The organism is Streptosporangium sp. NPDC002607 (assembly GCF_053592655.1).
This window is the reverse complement of the sequence record NZ_JBSFWD010000001.1, coordinates 150,937-168,256: the sequence shown is the minus strand read 5'-3', so window position 1 is coordinate 168,256 and position 17,320 is coordinate 150,937. Positions and strand designations below refer to the sequence as shown.

14 protein-coding genes are annotated in these 17,320 nt (G+C 70.1%); 10 read left to right on the top strand and 4 right to left on the bottom strand.

Translation table 11 applies throughout. The annotated features are described in order from the left end of the window. Positions 1-35 precede the first annotated feature (35 nt). The 3 genes from ACWD3H_RS00770 to ACWD3H_RS00760 form a co-directional block, all read right to left on the bottom strand. Positions 36-980, bottom strand: a complete 945-nt coding sequence (locus ACWD3H_RS00770) for a CU044_5270 family protein (RefSeq protein ID WP_451953537.1) — start codon at positions 978-980, stop codon at positions 36-38. Continuing rightward, on the bottom strand, positions 977-1,564 hold the full coding sequence (locus ACWD3H_RS00765; RefSeq protein ID WP_355547208.1) for an RNA polymerase sigma factor: 588 nt from the start codon (positions 1,562-1,564) through the stop codon (positions 977-979). Before ACWD3H_RS00765 ends, ACWD3H_RS00770 begins: the two co-directional genes overlap by 4 nt. Positions 1,565-1,951: 387 nt before the next feature. Continuing rightward, complete coding sequence (locus ACWD3H_RS00760) at positions 1,952-3,298, bottom strand: WD40 repeat domain-containing serine/threonine protein kinase (RefSeq protein ID WP_451953536.1); 1,347 nt, start codon at positions 3,296-3,298, stop codon at positions 1,952-1,954. Between the two features lie 213 nt (positions 3,299-3,511). On the opposite strand from ACWD3H_RS00760, the gene ACWD3H_RS00755 reads away from it, so the two are divergent. The 4 genes from ACWD3H_RS00755 to ACWD3H_RS00740 all read left to right on the top strand — a co-directional run bounded on the left by ACWD3H_RS00755 (position 3,512) and on the right by ACWD3H_RS00740 (position 9,522). Beyond that, complete coding sequence (locus ACWD3H_RS00755) at positions 3,512-5,122, top strand: ABC-F family ATP-binding cassette domain-containing protein (protein ID WP_355615323.1); 1,611 nt, start codon at positions 3,512-3,514, stop codon at positions 5,120-5,122. Positions 5,123-5,185: 63 nt separating this feature from the next. Next, positions 5,186-6,004 carry a hypothetical protein gene (locus ACWD3H_RS00750; protein ID WP_451953535.1) on the top strand — a complete coding sequence of 273 codons (819 nt, stop codon included), beginning with the start codon at positions 5,186-5,188 and terminating at the stop codon, positions 6,002-6,004. A 185-nt stretch (positions 6,005-6,189) separates the two neighbouring features. Continuing rightward, on the top strand, positions 6,190-8,016 hold the full coding sequence (locus ACWD3H_RS00745) for a sigma factor (RefSeq protein WP_451953534.1): 1,827 nt from the start codon (positions 6,190-6,192) through the stop codon (positions 8,014-8,016). Positions 8,017-8,232: 216 nt separating this feature from the next. Next, positions 8,233-9,522, top strand: a complete 1,290-nt coding sequence (locus tag ACWD3H_RS00740) for an NlpC/P60 family protein (protein WP_451953533.1) — start codon at positions 8,233-8,235, stop codon at positions 9,520-9,522. A 62-nt stretch (positions 9,523-9,584) separates the two neighbouring features. Here ACWD3H_RS00740 and ACWD3H_RS00735 read toward each other — a convergent pair whose 3' ends face one another. Further along, positions 9,585-10,082 carry an inorganic diphosphatase gene (locus tag ACWD3H_RS00735; protein ID WP_451953532.1) on the bottom strand — a complete coding sequence of 166 codons (498 nt, stop codon included), beginning with the start codon at positions 10,080-10,082 and terminating at the stop codon, positions 9,585-9,587. 127 nt (positions 10,083-10,209) lie between these two features. Between ACWD3H_RS00735 and dacB the strand changes: the two genes are divergently transcribed. The 6 genes from dacB (at position 10,210) to folE (ending at position 17,281) form a co-directional block, all read left to right on the top strand. Further along, entirely contained in the window at positions 10,210-11,571 is a 1,362-nt protein-coding gene (gene dacB, locus ACWD3H_RS00730; RefSeq protein ID WP_451953531.1) for a D-alanyl-D-alanine carboxypeptidase/D-alanyl-D-alanine endopeptidase, read from the top strand. Between the two features lie 51 nt (positions 11,572-11,622). Beyond that, a complete protein-coding gene (locus ACWD3H_RS00725) occupies positions 11,623-12,717 on the top strand; it encodes a zinc-dependent metalloprotease (RefSeq protein ID WP_350957403.1) in 1,095 nt (364 codons plus the stop codon). A 107-nt stretch (positions 12,718-12,824) separates the two neighbouring features. Continuing rightward, on the top strand, positions 12,825-13,838 hold the full coding sequence (gene tilS / locus ACWD3H_RS00720; RefSeq protein WP_451953530.1) for a tRNA lysidine(34) synthetase TilS: 1,014 nt from the start codon (positions 12,825-12,827) through the stop codon (positions 13,836-13,838). Positions 13,839-13,850: 12 nt separating this feature from the next. Continuing rightward, positions 13,851-14,408, top strand: coding sequence for a hypoxanthine phosphoribosyltransferase (hpt, locus tag ACWD3H_RS00715; protein ID WP_350925588.1), 558 nt, complete (start codon positions 13,851-13,853; stop codon positions 14,406-14,408). Between the two features lie 279 nt (positions 14,409-14,687). Further along, positions 14,688-16,697 carry an ATP-dependent zinc metalloprotease FtsH gene (gene ftsH / locus ACWD3H_RS00710; RefSeq protein WP_451953529.1) on the top strand — a complete coding sequence of 670 codons (2,010 nt, stop codon included), beginning with the start codon at positions 14,688-14,690 and terminating at the stop codon, positions 16,695-16,697. Between the two features lie 2 nt (positions 16,698-16,699). After that, positions 16,700-17,281 (top strand): GTP cyclohydrolase I FolE, encoded by a 582-nt coding sequence (gene folE / locus ACWD3H_RS00705; RefSeq protein WP_350925592.1) that lies wholly within the window; start codon positions 16,700-16,702, stop codon positions 17,279-17,281. Positions 17,282-17,320 lie beyond the last annotated feature (39 nt).

The window sequence follows — 17,320 nt, the reverse complement described above, 5'->3', positions numbered from 1 at the left end:
CCTGCTCTGGAAGGGGGCCGATCGGCCAGGATGTCCTAAGGCCGTTGCCCGGCCTTGTCGACCAGGTGGGCCTCCAGTTGGGCGCTGAGCACGAGAGAGGTGCCCGCCGCCACGAAGACCGGGTCCGAGTCCGTGTACCTGATCGTGCGGTCCGCGACAGTGACCCCGTACGTCCCCAGGTAGCGGAAATCATCCGGGCTCAGGATGAGCTCGTAGCGTGCCCAGTCGTCGGTGTAGCTGAAGGCCACCCCGTGCCGGCCCTCGGCGTCCACGGCATCCGGACGCACGGCCACTCCCTCGATCAGGGGCAGTGCGCGGAACAGGGCGGCGCGTACCTCCGGGCTGAGAGCCTGCTCGCCCATGAGCTGGTAGATCGCCTGGAAGAGCCGCTGCCCCCTGGACTCCTCATGAGGGCTGCCATCGCTGTTGAACATCCTGGCCATGGACTCCGCCGTGACCTTGTCGATCCGGCTGAGCAGTTCCTGCGGGGTGACGGGAGGCTCGGCCAGGTCGGCTGCGGAGATTCCGGGATGGGTGCCCTGAACGAGCAGTTCGCCGCCGGGCTGATACCAGGCGGTCTGCTCGCCGTTCACGCTGGTCCAGATCTCATTGGTGGTGCGCTCATCGAGATTCACACCGAACCCGTCACCGGGCGCGGCCAGCTTCTCCCTGATGTACAGCCACTGGCCCGGCGAGGGCTTCACCCCGCCGCGGGCTTCGGCCGCCTCGGCTGCGCGCTCGCTGAGTTCCTGGACGCTGGCCACGGGCGTTGCCGGGGGCGTCTGCAATCGGACCGCACTGAGACCGATCACCACCGAGAACGCACCGGCGAGCGCGACCCTCCAGGCCAGCCGGGGCAGGCGCCGCCGCGCGGGCGCGGGCAGGGCGTGGATCTCGTGCAGGAGGCGGGCACGGGCCGACTCCTCCGCCTCGCGGGTGATCGTCGGAACGGACGCGCGGAACCGCTGGATCTCTTTCACTGCTTCTCCTCCCGGGTCGGGTCGCCGCCGAAGGCGGTCCTTGCCTTCTTGCGCGCGCGGTGCAGCCGGGAGCGCACGGTCCCTACCGGGACGCCGAGCGCCTGCGCGACCTCCTCGTAGGACAGGTCCCCCCACGCCACCAGCAGCAGCACGTCACGGTCACCGCGCGACAGCCCCGCCAACGCCTTCGCGATCCGTCGCTCCTCTTCCTGCGCGGCGACGCGGCTGATCACCGTGTCGGCCATCGGTTCCGGCAGCGGGTCCGCCCCCGTACGGCTCAGTGCCCGCAGGAACCGCTCCTCGTCGCGCCGGTGCCTGGCGACCAGGGTGGTCGCGATGCCGTACAACCAGGGCCTGGCCAGCGGCCGGGCCAGGTCGTAGGAGTCGCGACGGCGGAAAGCCGTCAGGAACGTCTCCGCGGTGATGTCGTCGGCCGCCTGGGTGCTCAGCCGCCGGGCGACGTAGTGGTGGATCTGGTGGGCGTAGCGGTCGAACAGCGCGGCGAACTGCTCAGGATCATCACGCGAGCGGCGGATCAGCTCGGCGTCATCCGTCTCGACCGTTTCCACCGGCTGCGCGGTCATTTCGGTCCTCGTGGTTCCATGCCTGCTGTCTCCCGGAGAGCCGGAACGGGTTCTCGCAGGAGAGAGACGGGATGCTCGTCCGTGAACGCGGCGAGGGCCCACGCGGGATCCCGTCCGGCTTGGCGGCGATGTGTCTCAGGGAGAGTTCACCAGCTCACGAGCATCGGGGAGACCTGCCCGCCGTGGGCGTGACGACCGGATCGCCGGGCCGTACCGGCTGGAAACCGGGATGCTGGACCTGAAACCGGCAGGTAGCCTGCGCGGGGACTTGGAAAGAGGAAAGCGCAGTGGCACATGTCGAGGTTGGCCAGCCCACGTGCAAGCCATGACCCCCTTGCGGTGGGGGCGGCTGTGCGCAGGCGAATCTCACCGTCGATACCCGCAGGTTCAGCGGGGCCGCCACAAACGCACCGTCTGGTCGCCGCCGCCGGTGGCGAGGACGGCCCCGTCCGGGCTGAAGGCCGCCGCGTAGACCCAGCCGGTGTGGCCGGTGTGGGTGGCGACGGTCACACGGTCGGCCACGTCCCACAACCGAACCGTGCCGTCGCGGCTCCCACTGGCGAGAGTGGTCCCGTCCGGGCTGAACGCCACCGAAAAGACGGTGTTGGTGTGTCCGGTGAGGGTGGCGACGGCTTCGCGGTCGGCCACGTCCCACAATCGCACCGTGTTGTCGCCGCCGCTGGTGGCGAGGCTCGTACCGTCCGGGCTGAACGCCACCGAGCGGACGTCGCCGGTGTGGCCGAGGAGCGGGGCCTTCGATGCCACGTCGGGGGTGCCGGGAGCGTTCGCGGGGGTGGTGGACGGCGACGCGTGGTCAGGGCCGGCCAGGACGATCGTGACCGGTACGCCGATGGCGGTGACGGCGCCTAGCCCGGACAGGAGCAGGACGCGACGCCGGGACAGCGACGCGGTGGCCGGGTTCGCGTGCGGCAGCCGGGCGAGGGCGGTGAGTGCCTGGGCGGCGCTGAGACGCTGGTCGGGATTCCTGCGCAGCAGACCGGTCAGCACCGGCGTCAGCGGGCCGGCATGTCTCGGCGGTGCCGGCTCCTGGCTCAGCAGCGCCGCCAGGATCGCCACATGGCTGGGCGCGACATAGGGCGGACGGCCCTCGACCGCCGCGTACAGCGTCGCGCCCAGCGACCACAGGTCACACGCGGCGTCGACCAGGCCGTGGGCCTGTTCGGGCGCCATGTACGCCGGGGTTCCGAACAGGATTCCGGATTCGGTCAGCGTGGCGTCCCCGGTCAGGCTGGCGATCCCGAAGTCGGTGATGATCACCCGGTTCCCTGTCAGCAGCACGTTGGCGGGCTTCAGGTCACGGTGAACGATCCCGGCCGCGTGAGCCTCGCCCAACGCCTCCGCCATCATCGCGCCGATCCGCGCCACCTCGGCCGGAGCCAGCCGTCCCTGCTGGTTGATTCGCTGCTGTAGCGACAGCCCACGGATGAACTCCATGACGATCACCGGGACCCCGTCCCGACTGATCACGTCGTAGACGGTGATGACGCCCGGATGGTTGAGCCGAGCCGCCGCGCGTGCCTCACGCATCGCCCGCTTACCGAACAGTTCGCGCTGGGCGGCGTCCATGCTGGGCGGGAACAGGATCTCCTTGACCGCCACCTCGCGGTCCAGCAACTCATCCCGGCCTCGCCAGACCCGCCCCATACCACCGGTGCCGACTGGCTCGATCAGGCGGTATCGCCTGCCGATGAGTTCGCCGTTCGTCTCCGTCATTATCGGACGATAACCATTCTGGATGACAAAGGACCAGTGGCTGCGAAGCACCAGGCATGGCGGAAATCGGGACGGCGGAGCGTCTCACCGTGAGCCGACGGCTCCGGCGGGCTTGACCAGCGGAACAAGGGCTGACCGTGGCATGGAATTGAGATGCCTCGGGACAAGAAGGACGGATACCCTGCGCGAGGAACGCGTGGAGAGGGTAGGGCTGTGGGACACGTTGAGGTTGGCCATCTGACGTACGTTCTGCCGGACGGGCGGCCGTTGCTGGACGACGTGTCCTTCCGGGTCGGCGAGGGGGTCAAGGCGGCGCTCGTCGGGCCCAACGGGGCGGGCAAGACGACGCTGATGCGGCTGATCGCGGGTGACCTGCAGCCGGTCGACGGGAGCGTCGCCAGCTCCGGCGGCCTGGGGATCATGCGGCAGTTCATCGGCAGCATCCGGGACGGCCGGTCCGTGCACGACCTGCTGGTCAGCGTCGCCCCTCAGCGGGTGCGGGAGGCGGCGGCGAAACTCGAGGCCGCCGAGCTCGTGATGATGGAGCGCGAGGACGAGAAGGCCCAGATGCGCTACGCGCAGGCCATCACCGACTACAGCGACGCCGGCGGCTACGACATCGAGGTGCTCTGGGACACCTGCACGATGGCCGCGCTCGGCATGCCGTACGACGACTGCAAGTACCGCGAGGTCAACACGCTGTCGGGCGGTGAGCAGAAGCGGCTGGTGCTGGAGGCGCTGCTGCGCGGCCCCGACCAGACGCTGCTGCTCGACGAGCCGGACAACTACCTCGACGTGCCGGGCAAGCTCTGGCTGGAGCAGGCGCTCCGCGAGACCCCCAAGACGGTGGTGCTGGTCAGCCACGACCGGCAGCTCCTGGCCAACGCGGCGGACCGGATCATCACCGTCGAGTCCGGCAACATCTGGGTCCACGGCGGGGGGTTCGGCGGCTACGCCCAGGCGCGCAGGGAGCGCAACGAGCGCCTCGACGAGCTGAAGAAGCGCTGGGACGAGGAGCACGCCAAGATCAAGCGGCTGGTCCTGATGCTCAAGCAGAAGGCCAAGTACATGGACACCATGGCCGCCGCCTACCACTCGGCCCAGACCCGGTTGCGCAGGTTCGAGGAGGCCGGGCCACCGGAGGCGGCGCCCAAGGAGCAGTTCATCAGCATGCGGCTGAAGGGCGGCCGGACCGCCAAGCGGGCGGTGATCTGCGAGCGGCTTGAGCTCACCGGCCTGATGAAGCCGTTCGATCTGGAGATCTGGTACGGCGAGCGGGTCGCGGTGCTGGGTTCCAACGGCTCGGGCAAGTCGCACTTCCTGCGCCTGATCGCCGGGGAGGAGGTCAGGCACACCGGGGTGGCCCGGCTCGGCGCCCGGGTCGTCCCCGGGCATTTCGCCCAGACGCACGCCCGTCCAGAGCTCATCGGCCGGACGCCCTGCGAGATCGTCATGACCGAGCACGCCCGGCTCAAGAACGAGGCGATGAAGGCGCTGTCCCGATACGAACTGGCCGGAACCATCGCCGAGCAGCGCTTCGAGACCCTCTCCGGCGGCCAGCAGGCCCGGCTGCAGATCCTGCTGCTCGAACTGTCCGGCACCACCCTGCTGCTGCTGGACGAGCCGACGGACAACCTCGACCTGGCCAGCGCCGAGGCTCTCCAGGAAGGGCTGGACGCCTTCGACGGGACCGTGGTCGCCGTCACCCACGACCGTTGGTTCGCCGATGACTTCGACCGCTATCTGGTCTTCGGTGCCGATGGAAAGGTCTACGAATCATCCGAACCGGTATGGGATGAGACCAGGGTGGTCCGCCAGAGGTAAAGACTCGGGTCGTTCCCGGCGCGTCGGAGTGGGAGGGGTACCGCCACCGGTTATCACGGCTAGGTGACGCACAGCACCCGAATCGTCGGCGCCCTCGCCCTCCTTCTCCTCATCGGAAGTGCCGGATGCACCGATGAGGAGGAGAAGCAGAAGCGGGCCGCCGCGCTCCAGCCGATCGCGGTCAGGGAACAGGCATCGTCCATCGTCAAGGGTGACGATGGGTATGTGGTGAACTGGGCAGGAGTGCTGGCCAACACCAACCCGTGGCACTTCGGCGAGCACATCGTGGCCACCGTGGTGGCCAAGAACGCCGAGGGCAAGGAGGTGGTCCGGCTGGAACAGCCGCTGGACGCGGTGCCTCCCGCCGGAACCCTGCCCTTCACCGGCCAGGTGGTGACCCAGGACAAGCCCGCCAACGTGAGCATCGCGTACCGCCCGGCACGCTGGCACCTGGCCGGCCGGATCGTCTCGGCCTTCCAGCCCTTCCCGGTCCGCGGCGTGCTGACCGACCGCACCGCCGACGGCAACTATCTCGTCACCGGCTACGTCGGCACCCCGTACGTGATGCCGACCCGCAGCCTGGCCGTCACCGCGCTGCTGCGCGACAAGCGGGGCAAGCTGCTCGGTGGTGGGAGCACGTTCGTGGACAACCTCCAGGCGGGTGAGAACCGCCGGTTCATCCTGCAGATCAAGAGTGTCCAGAACACCCGCGACATCGCCTCCGCCGAGGTGACCGCGCGTACCTGGGGGTCGAGCAGCCGCCCCTTCGAACAGCTCGCCCTCGGCGGCGTGTTGCCCCTGCACACGGTCAAGCCGAAGATGCCCCCGTTCGCCAAGGACCGGGGCAGGCAGGCCCCGCTCGCGAACGCCGGCCACCCGTGATCGGGAATCCTCCCCATGACGTACCGATAAGCGCGATTAATTCAGCTAAATGGCCATTCTTCAACATTTATGACTACGGGTCGTGAGGAGTGGTTTACTGAATTCGCTGACTCCGCTGAGACAGTTGTAGTCACCGTGGAGAAATGGCTGGAACTTATAGTTGCCAACCGTTTACCTTCGGTTGCATGACTGACGGTGTCCTGGTCGAAGCGCTGCGAGCGAGGGAACCTGCGGCCCTTTCCGGCCTCTACGACTCGTATGCGGAAAGCGTCTACCGATACTGCCATTCAATGCTCGGCACCTCGGCGGGTGCGGAACCGGCGTTCCTCGACACCTTCGTCGCGGCCGAGGCTCATATTCACGCGCTCGCCGACTCCCGTCGGCTGGAGGCGTGGCTGTACGCACTCGCTCGGGGGGAGTGCGTACGGCGCGATCCTGCCGGGGAGCCTGACCCACAGGTCCCCGTTCCGGCGGACGCCGGCGAGGCGGACCTGCGGGTGATGGCGTGGAACGCCACCCGGAGCCTGTCGCCCGAGGACCGGGAGGTCCTCGACCTGAGCTGCCGGCACGGATTCGGGCCCGTCGACCTCGCCGCGGTCCTGGGCGTCACCACCAAGGTCGCGGCCGCGCGGTACGAATCGGCGAGGGAGCAGCTGCGCGACGTCGTCACCGCGGAGGTCCTCGTCCGCAAGGGGCCCCACGACTGCGCGAGCCGAGCCCGCATGCTGACCGGCTTCACCGGCGAGCTCACCGCGCGGACGCGCGAGCGGGTGATCCGCCACGTGAACCGGTGCGACACCTGCGCCCCGCACCGGGTCAGGCAGGTCTCCGCGGCCAAGGTCTTCGACCTGCTCCCGGTGGTCGCGCCGCCGCCGACACTGCGCGCGCGGGTGATGGACTGCTTCACCGACCCCGCGCGGATCCCCTACCGGCACGACGTCGCCCACCGGGCCGGCCCCCTCGACGGTGCCGGGTTTCCCGCCGGTACGGCGCGCGGAGGTCGTCGCCGGCCCTGCGTGATGGCCGGTACGGCGGCCGCGGTCGCCGCGTCGGTGGCGCTCGCTCTGCTCCTCACCCAGACCACCCTCCTGTCCGAAGACGCGAGCCCCGGTGTCGCCCCGGAGGCGTTCTCGGCGTCGGCGGAGCCTCCGGCCGCCCAGCGGCCGGAGGAGCACCGGAGGCCGGGGGAGCGCCGACGGGTGGACGCGCCGCAGGCGCCGGCGCCTGCGCCGCAGGCGCCGGCGCCCGTCCGCGCGGAAACGGCCGTCGGGCGGACCGGCTCGCCCGGAGTGACGGAGCCGGTCGGCGTCACCGGGCCCGGCCCCGAGATCGACCGTCGGGTGCCGGTGCCGGGCCCGACCGGCCACCCGGCGGAGACCCCGCCCCCACCACCGGGCAACGGGCCTTCGACCGGCGGACCTTCGACCGGCGGACCTTCGGGTGGCGGGCCGGTGCTGCCGGGGGCTCCCGGGGCCGGTGCACCGGACGGCCGCCTCCCGCACCGTGACCACCACGGACACCGGTCCTTCCGCCCCTGCCGCGACACATGGCGATCGACGGACCCGGGCGGCCCGCAGGCGAGCCCGGCGCCTTGGCGGGGCGGCCCGAGGCCTCCGCGAGGAGAGCACAGGCCACCCCGGATGACCCCCCGGCCCCCTCAGGGGACCCCGAGAGCCCCGCAGGCGGACCCCCGGCCGCCGCGGGCGAATCCTCGGCCGCCGTATGCCGGTCCCATGCCGCCGCTCGCCGATCCGCAGGCTCCGTCCGCCGGCCCCGGGCCGTCGCGGGGAGACCTGAGACCTCCGCGTTCCGGGCCGCGGGGAGACCTCGGCCAGCCGCGGGCCGCTCAGCGGCGGTCCCCGGACGCCTCCCGGCCGGCATTCACCGGATCGAATCCCGCTCCACCCCCGCCGCCCGGCTCTCCCGCGTTCTCCGGCCCTTCCACCTCACCGGAAGGGCCGGTCACGCCCCTCGCCGAGCGGCCTCCGGGCGGCAGGACACCGGCCGTCTGAGCGTCGAGACGCTTTCGGCATCCCTTCGGCGGTACGGGCCGAGCCCCTCACGAGCGGCGGTATTGTGGCGGGCGGTGACTACGTGGCGTGAGTGTCATGTGTGCGTAGAGTGACGAATGGGAATGTTGAGGTAGGCCGCCTGGCACGCGGCGACGCGCCGCGTTCTGCGGTGAGACCGCGGCAAGCGGTGTTTCAGGGGACTCCGGGGGGAGACGCATGCATTCAGTCAGACGGCGCCGCCATGCCGCCGCGGTGGCGGGCCTGGCCTGCTGCCTGATCGCCGGGCAGGGGCTCCCCGCCGGCGCCGTGCCCGGCCGGTCGGGACCGGCCGACGACGCCGCGCCCGGCGGCGTGACGGGCCCGTCGGCCGACGAGGTCGCCGAGGCACGGGCCATGGCCCGCGAGCGTGGTGAGAGGCTCGGCGAGACCACGGTCCTGGTCGCCGAGGCACGGGCCAGGCTGGAGGAGCTCGTCGCCGACGCGGAGAGGCTCGTCGAGTCGTACAACGGGGAGCTCGTCAAGACGGCTCGCGCCAAGGAGCTCTCCGCCCAGGCGGCCGAGCGGGCGAAGACCGCCGGCTCCCAGGTCGCCAAGGCCCGCGAGGCGGTGGCCGCGATCACCACCCAGAGCTACGGCGGGCTGGACATCGCCCAGCCGATGATGGCCATGATGACCGGCAACGGCGGACCCACGGACGACGGCTACCTGCGCAGGGCCAGCATTCTGGCCCATATGGGTGGGGGGCAGGCCGAGACGCTCAAGCAGCTGCGGGAGTCCCAGGAGGTCTTCGCCATCCTCCAGGCCCAGGCGGAGGACGCGTACGCCGAGCAGCGGGAGGCGCAGGCGGAGGCCGAGGAGGCGAAGCAGGCCGCGGAGGAGGCCGTCGCCAGACAGGTCGACGAGACCCGGCGGATCGAGGAGGAGCAGGCGCGGCTGGAGAAGTTGGCCGACGAGGCGCGGAGTACGGCCGAGAAGCTCGCCAGGGAACGCGAGGTGGCCCTGGAGCAGGCCAGGATCGCCAGGGAGAACGCCGAGCGTGCCCGATACCAGGCGGCCGCGATGCGCCGCGAGGAGGCTCGGATGGGAGTGGCCTCGGGGGAGCCCGTGTCGCGCTGGGCGCTCAACGTGACCGCCGAGTCGGCCAGGGGCGACATCGCCGCCGACTGGGCGCTCACCCAGCTCGACAAGCCGTACGTGTGGGCGGCCGACGGGCCGGCCGCCTACGACTGCTCGGGGCTGACCATGCGGGCCTGGGAGCGGGTCGGGATCGACATGGACCACTGGACCGGCACCCAGTGGACCTCGGGCCCGCACGTGCGGCTCAGCGAGCTCCGCCGGGGCGACCTGCTCTTCTACGGGCAGGTCACGGGGAATCCCGGAGACATCCACCATGTGGGGATCTACGTCGGCCGGGGGCTGATGGTGCACGCCCCGCAGACGGGGGACGTGGTCCGGGTCGCGCCGATGTGGCGCAGCGACCTCATCGGCGCGACCCGCCCCGCGTGAGACCTGTCCGGTGTGACGGCTCAGCAGTGGTTCAGCGGCACTGAGCCGTCACCCGTGGCGGCTCAGTGCTTGCCGGAGACCTCGTCCTGGGCGCGCTTGATGGAACGGACGATCTCCTCCTCGGCCTCCACCCTGCCGACCCAGTTGGCGCCCTCGACCGACTTGCCGGGCTCCAGGTCCTTGTAGACCTCGAAGAAGTGCTGGATCTCCAGGCGGTCGAACTCCGGCACGTGGTGGATGTCGCGGATGTGCTCCATCCGGGGGTCGGTGGCGGGGACGCAGAGGACCTTGTCGTCGCCGCCCTTCTCGTCGGTCATGCGGAACATGCCGACCGCGCGGCACTTGATCAGGCAGCCGGGGAAGGTCGGCTCCTGGAGCAGCACCAGGGCGTCGAGGGGATCACCGTCCTCGCCCAGCGTGTCTTCGATGAAGCCGTAGTCGGCGGGGTACTGCGTGGAGGTGAAGAGCATGCGGTCGAGCCTGATGCGGCCTGACTCGTGGTCCACCTCGTACTTGTTCCGTTGCCCCTTGGGAATCTCAACGAGAACGTCGAACTCCACCGCGTTTCCTCCACTCAGACCCCCGGGCACCCCCGGTTGGGCGTTAATGTCTCGTAGGCGTTTTATGCCTTTTGGCTACTGATGATGAGAGGTCGGCGACGTAATGGTAATGCGGCGTGAGCGGTGGGTGGCTTTGGTCACTCTCGTCCTGCTGCAGATTTTCGTCGTCGCGGCCGGGGCACACCTGATCACCAGCGGTGTGCTGGTCAAAGGTGAGTCCGAGCGTGTCGCGTCGGCGGCGCCGCCCCCCGTCCCGGTCATCACCTCGGGTCCGGTGCTGGCCGCGGGGGGGAACGGACCTCTCCCCGCCAAGGGTACTTTGGCAGGGCGGTTGACCGAGGCGTTGGGGGACCCCGCTCTGGGAGGAAGCGTCGGGGCCGCGGTCATCGACGCGGAGACGGGCGCCATGCTGTTCGGCAGCCACGAGAGCAAGGGCATCACTCCCGCCTCCACCACCAAGGTCGTCACCGCTGTCGCCTCGCTGGCCTCGCTGGGGCCCGACACCAGGCTGAGCACCCGGGTGGTGCGGGGCTCCTCGCCGGGCTCGATCATCCTCGTCGGCGGCGGCGACCCCACCCTGGCGAGCCCGAGAACGGCGGCCGGCCAGGTCTATCCCAGGCCCGCCTCGCTCGCCACCCTCGCCTCGCGCACCGCCAGGGCGCTGACGGCGGCGGGGACGTCCAAGGTGACGGTGGCCTACGACGACTCCCTCTACGTGGGGCCGCGCACCGCCGCGTCGTGGAAGCCCGGCTACGTGCCCGAGGGCAGCGTGGCCCCCGTCACCGCGCTCATGGTCGACGAGGGCAGGATCTCCAGCGGCGGCCAGAGAACCTCCGACCCCTCCCGCGCGGCGCACAGCGCGTTCGTGTCGCTGCTGTCGAAGTACGGCATCACGGTCTCCAAGTCCGCCAGGCGGTCCACGGCGCCGGCCGGTGCCAAGGAGATCGCCAGGGTCGAATCCGCGCCGGTCTACGCCCTGGCCGAGCGGGCACTCACGCTCAGCGACAACGACCTCTCCGAGGCGCTGGCCAGGCACGTGGCGATCAAGGAGGGCGAGCCCGCCTCCTTCGACGGCGGCGCCCGGGCGGTCGGCAAGGTGCTGGCCAGGCTCGGCGCAGACAAGGGCGTGCGGGTCTTCGACGGCAGCGGGCTGTCCCCCAGGAACCGCATCACCCCCGAGGCCCTGGCCCGCCTGGTCGCTGTGGCGGCCTCCCCGGCCAACCCCGGCCTGAACCCGATCGCCAGCGGCATGCCGGTCGCCGGCTTCAGCGGCACCCTCGGGCACAGGTTCGACAAGACGCGCTCCGCCTACGGGCTCGTCCGCGCCAAGACGGGCACCCTGGACGGGGTCAACACGCTGGCGGGTATGACCACCACGCGTGCCGGACGCCTGGTGACCTTCGCCTTCATGGCGGACGACGTCCCACCCGGCTGGGGCAAGGCGGAGGCGGCCCTCGACAGGCTCGCGGCGGCGGTGGCCGCCAGTTGATCAAGGGTTCCGGGTGCGCGGCCCGGGAAGGGAGCACGTACGGTGGACGGTATGCAGGTGATCGACTGGGATCTTGCCGTAGCGACCGGAACGCGCCTGGTGCGCCCCGGGCCGCAAGTGAGCCGAGAGGAGGCCCGGCAGGCCGTCGCTGATTTGCGGCGGCTCTCGCGCGAGGCCGAAGGGCACGTCCGCGAGTTCACCCGAATCGACACCGAGACCGCGCCGCAGCCCGCGACCGTCGTCGACAGGCCCGGCTGGATCAAGGCCAACGTCGACGGGTTCCGGGTGGTGCTGGAGCCGCTCACCGAGCGGATGGCCGCCCGCGGTGGCCAGACGCCGGCGATCGTGGGCGCGGTGGGCTCACGCGTCACCGGGGTCGAGGTGGGCGCGGTGCTGGCCTTCCTCGCCTCCCGTGTCCTCGGGCAGTACGAGCTGTTCCTGCCGCCGGACCCGACCGGCCAGGCGGCCACGGGGCGCCTCACCCTGGTGGCACCCAACATCGTCCACGCCGAGCACGAGCTCAACGTCAACCCGAGTGACTTCCGCCTCTGGGTCTGCCTGCACGAGGAGACCCACCGGGTGCAGTTCACCGGGGTCCACTGGCTGCGCGAGTACGTCAGGACGCAGACGACGGACTTCCTGCTGGCCTCCGACATCGACCTGCCCGCCCTGCTGGAGCGGCTCCGCTCGGCCGCCGGCACGTTCACAGACGTCATCAGGGGTGGCGAGGGCAATCTGATCGACGCGATCCAGACGCCCGAGCAGAAAGTGATCCTCGACCGGCTCACCGCGGTGATGACCCTGGTCGAGGGGCACGGCGACTACGTCATGGACGCGGTCGGCCCCTCGGTGGTCCCCTCGGTCGCCGACATCCGGGCCAAGTTCCACCACCGCCGCGAGGGTGGTTCCCGCTTCGACCGCACGATCCGCAAGCTGCTCGGCCTCGACCTCAAGATGAAGCAGTACGCCGAGGGGTCGGCCTTCGTCCGCACCGTCGTGGGCCAGGTGGGCATCGACGGCTTCAACAAGGTCTGGACCTCGCCCGAGACCCTTCCCACCCAGGGAGAGATCTCCAAGCCCGAGCGGTGGATCGCCAGGGTGATCGACGCCCCGGCCATCTCCGAGGCCAGCGGCACTCCCGGCTGAGGCGCCCGTCCCCCGGGAGGACCCGGGAGAGCCCAGGGGGGGCAGGTGGGGGACGGCGCCGCCTCGCGCGGTGCCGCACCCCTGTCCGAGGCCGGAGAATGGCGAGCATGGGTCCGCATCCCGCCGTCGCCGACGTCCGCCGTGCCGTACGGCACGCGCTGGGCGACCTGGGACCGGGCGAGCTGGTGCTGGCCGCGTGCAGCGGTGGTGCCGACTCCCTGGCCCTGGCCGCCGCGCTGGGTTTCACCGCGCCCAGGGCCGGGCTCCGCGCCGGTCTGCTGACCGTCGACCACGGCCTGCAGGCGGGCTCCGGGGAGCACGCGGCCGACGTGGTACGGCTCGCGCCCGGTCTGGGGATCGACCTCGCCGAGGCGCTCGCGGTCTCCGTCGGCACCTCGGGAGGCCCTGAGGCGGCGGCCAGAGCGGCCAGGTACGCGGCTCTGTCACAGGCCGCCGAGCGGCTCGGGGCGGCGGCCGTGCTGCTCGGGCACACCAGGGACGACCAGGCGGAGACCGTGCTGCTCAGGCTGGCCAGGGGGAGCGGCACCCGGTCGCTGGCCGGGATGCCCGCGCGGACCGGTGTCTACCGGCGGCCGCTGCTGGGGCTCGGCCGCGCGACGACGGTGGCGGCCTGCGCGGCGCTCGGCCTGTCCCCGTGGGAGGACCCGCACAATCTCGACGCCCGCTACGCCCGGGTCCGGGTCCGCGAGCGGCTGCTCCCCGCCCTGGAGGACGAGCTCGGCCCCGGCGTCGCCGAGGCGCTCGCCAGGACCGCCGACCTCTGCCGTGACGACGCCGACGCGCTCGACGCCTGGGCCGCCGAGGTCTACGCCCGCGTCGCGGTACGAGATTGCGCTCTTAGCGATATTGGAGTGGTGACGATGGCCGTACGGGACCTGGAACGCCTTCCCGCAGCCGTGCGCCGCAGGGTGCTGCGGAGAGCGGCGATCGACGCGGGGGCACCGCCCGGCACTCTCGCGGCCTCGCACGTCCTGCAGGTGGACCGTCTGGTCACACAGTGGCGGGGACAGCGGCGGATAGAGGTGCCCGGGGGGGTGGCGGCGATCCGCCGGTATGACACCCTGATACTCGCCAGACAGTCAATCAGCCCCGTTTCGTAAGGAAAATCCCAGGTGGACGCAGCCGACATGGGCAAGGACCTCTCGAAGGTCCTCATCCCCGAGGAAGAGCTCCAGGCCAAGATCAAGGAGCTCGCGAGCCGGATAGACGAGGACTACGCGGGCAGGGATCTGCTGATCGTGGGCGTGCTCAAGGGCGCGGTCATGGTGATGGCGGACCTGGCGAGGGCCCTGCACGTGCCGGTGCAGATGGACTGGATGGCGGTGTCGTCCTACGGAGCGGGCACCAGGTCGTCGGGCGTCGTGCGGGTGCTCAAGGATCTCGACACCGACATCGCCGGCCGTCACGTGCTGGTCGTCGAGGACATCATCGACTCGGGCCTGACCCTGTCGTGGCTGGTGCACAACCTGAAGTCGCGCAACCCCGCCTCGGTGGAGATCTGCGCAGCGCTGCGCAAGCCGGACGCGGTCAAGGTGCCGATCGACGTCAAGTACGTCGGTTTTGACATTCCCAACGAGTTCGTCATCGGTTATGGCCTCGACTACGCCGAGCGCTACCGCAACCTCCCCTTCATCGGAACTCTCGCGCCGCACGTGTATGGAGCGGAGTGAAAAGTACGCCCTGCGCGAAGTGTGTCATTCACAAACGCGACATTGCCCATAGCGGCGGGGAACACGGACCTACCTGACGTACGTTGGTAGGGAAAGCCGGTGCTGTCCGCGCGGTGACCCCGCACGCCACGCCGGTGTACCTTCGGACGACCGAAGAGGTGGCCTCCGCCGCTTTCGGACAGTCAGTTGGAGCGGTTAGGGATACCGCGAACCCCGGGTCCGCCCGGGGTTGCCAGGCTCTGGTCAGGAAGGGACGGGCCCGCCGGGGTTCCGCATCGGATGGATCTCAAGCGATTTACACGTGGGCCACTGCTGTGGATCCTGGGCATCGTCGTTCTGCTGCTTCTCGTCACCACCATGTGGGGCGGCGACGGCAACTTCGAGAAGAGAGACACCTCTCAGGTCATCAGCTGGATCGATGAGGGCAAGGTCTCCAACGCGAAGATCATCGACAAGGAACAGCGCATCGAGGTCACGCTGACCGACGGCAAGCGCTACTACTCCTCGTGGGTGACCGGCCAGGGCGTTCAGCTCGCCGACCAGCTCCAGGCCGCAGTCGTGGCGAAGAAGCTGGACAAGGGCTACAACGTCGACGTGCCCAAGGAGAACTTCCTCCTCAGCCTTCTGGTGAGCTTCCTGCCGATCGTCTTCATTGTGCTGATCTTCCTGTTCATCATGAACCAGATGCAGGGCGGCGGCTCCCGGGTGATGAACTTCGGCAAGTCGAAGGCCAAGCTCATCACCAAGGACACTCCGAAGACCACCTTCGCCGACGTCGCGGGTGCCGACGAGGCCATCGAGGAACTCCAGGAGATCAAGGAGTTCCTGCAGGCCCCGGCCAAGTTCCAGGCGATCGGCGCCAAGATCCCCAAGGGTGTGCTGCTCTACGGCCCGCCGGGAACCGGTAAGACCCTGCTCGCCAGGGCCGTCGCCGGTGAGGCCGGGGTGCCGTTCTACTCCATCTCCGGTTCCGACTTCGTGGAGATGTTCGTCGGCGTCGGCGCCTCGCGAGTCCGCGACCTGTTCGAGCAGGCCAAGGCGAACGCCCCGGCGATCATCTTCATCGACGAGATCGACGCGGTGGGCCGCCACCGCGGCGCCGGTCTCGGTGGTGGTCACGACGAGCGCGAGCAGACGCTGAACCAGCTCCTCGTCGAGATGGACGGCTTCGACGTCAAGGGCGGCGTGATCCTGATCGCCGCGACCAACCGGCCCGACATCCTCGACCCGGCGCTGCTGCGCCCCGGCCGTTTCGACCGCCAGGTCACCGTCGACCGCCCCGACCTGGAGGGCCGCAAGGGCATCCTCAAGGTGCACGGTCGCGGCAAGCCGTTCGCCGAGGGCGTCGACCTCGACATCATCGCCCGCAGGACGCCCGGTTTCACCGGTGCCGACCTGGCCAACGTGATCAACGAGGCCGCGCTGCTCACCGCGCGGGCCGACCAGAAGCTGATCACGATGGAGCTCCTTGAGGAGTCCATCGACCGCGTGATGGCCGGTCCCGAGCGCAAGTCCCGGGTCATGTCGGACCAGGAAAAGAAGATCATCGCGTACCACGAGGGCGGTCACGCCCTGGTCGCGCACGCGCTGCCCAACTCCGACCCGGTCCACAAGATCACGATCCTGTCCCGCGGACGCGCCCTCGGCTACACGATGACGCTGCCGATGGAGGACAAGTTCCTCGCGACCCGCTCGGAGATGCTGGACCAGCTCGCGATGCTGCTCGGTGGCCGCACGGCTGAGGAGCTCGTCTTCCACGAGCCCACCACCGGTGCCTCCAACGACATCGAGAAGGCCACCTCCATCGCCCGCCGCATGGTCACCGAGTACGGCATGAGCGAGCAGCTCGGCGCCCGCAAGTTCGGCAGCGGCAACGCCGAGGTCTTCCTCGGACGTGAGATGGGTCACGAGCGCGACTACTCCGAGAAGATCGCCTCCACGATCGACGAGGAGGTCCGCCGCCTCATCGAGTCGGGCCACGACCAGGCCTGGGAGATCCTCGTCGAATACCGCGACGTGCTCGACAACCTGGTGCTGGAGCTGATGGAGAAGGAGACCCTCTCCCGCGAGCAGGTCCTGCAGATCTTCGCCCCGGTCGTCGTCAAGGAGAAGAGGCCCTCCTACTCGGGTTACGGCAAGCGGCTGCCCTCCAACCGCCCGCCGATCCTGTCCCGCAAGGAGCAGTCGGGCAACGGCTCGCTTCCCCCTGGTGAGCAGGTGACCGAGGGTAACGGTGTCCTTCCCAACGGATCGGGCCAGCCCGACTCCGTGCAGAGGGACGGGAACTGAGTGTGAGTGTCAAGCCACTTCCGGTCGACACGGTCCGGCTGGAGAGTGCGGTCCGCGAGATCCTCATCGCCATCGGTGAGGATCCCGACCGCGACGGTCTCCGGGACACCCCGGCCCGGGTCGCCCGTGCCTACGCGGAGCAGTTCGCCGGGCTGGGGCAGACCCCCGAGGACGTCCTGACCACGGTCTTCGACGTCGACCACGACGAGATGGTGCTGGTTCGCGACATCGAGGTCTACTCGACCTGCGAGCACCACCTCGTGCCGTTCCACGGCGTGGCCCACGTCGGCTACATCCCCAACGAGAAGGGGCAGGTCACCGGCCTGTCCAAGCTCGCCCGCCTGGTCGACGTCTATGCCAGGCGTCCCCAGGTGCAGGAGCGGATGACCTCCCAGATCGCCGACGCGCTCATGGATGTGCTGGAGCCGCGCGGGGTCATCGTCGTGATCGAGTGTGAGCACCTCTGCATGACCATGCGGGGCGTCCGCAAGCCCGGTGCCAAGACGATCACCTCGGCGGTGCGCGGAAGCTTCCGCGACAGCGACAGGACCCGCGCCGAGGCGATGGCCCTGATCATCCGCTGATCTCGCAGAGTATCCACGGAACCCCGTCCGGACCGCCCT

Excerpts from the sequence above, each read along its gene's own strand:
- ACWD3H_RS00740 (WP_451953533.1), top strand. The coding sequence starts at position 8,233 with ATGCATTCAGTCAGACGGCGCCGCCATGCCGCCGCGGTGGCGGGCCTG.
- ftsH (WP_451953529.1), top strand. The coding sequence starts at position 14,688 with ATGGATCTCAAGCGATTTACACGTGGGCCACTGCTGTGGATCCTGGGC.
- ACWD3H_RS00760 (WP_451953536.1), bottom strand. The coding sequence starts at position 3,298 with ATGACGGAGACGAACGGCGAACTCATCGGCAGGCGATACCGCCTGATC.
- ACWD3H_RS00765 (WP_355547208.1), bottom strand. The coding sequence starts at position 1,564 with ATGACCGCGCAGCCGGTGGAAACGGTCGAGACGGATGACGCCGAGCTG.
- tilS (WP_451953530.1), top strand. The coding sequence starts at position 12,825 with ATGGGTCCGCATCCCGCCGTCGCCGACGTCCGCCGTGCCGTACGGCAC.
- ACWD3H_RS00745 (WP_451953534.1), top strand. The coding sequence starts at position 6,190 with ATGACTGACGGTGTCCTGGTCGAAGCGCTGCGAGCGAGGGAACCTGCG.
- ACWD3H_RS00725 (WP_350957403.1), top strand. The coding sequence starts at position 11,623 with ATGCAGGTGATCGACTGGGATCTTGCCGTAGCGACCGGAACGCGCCTG.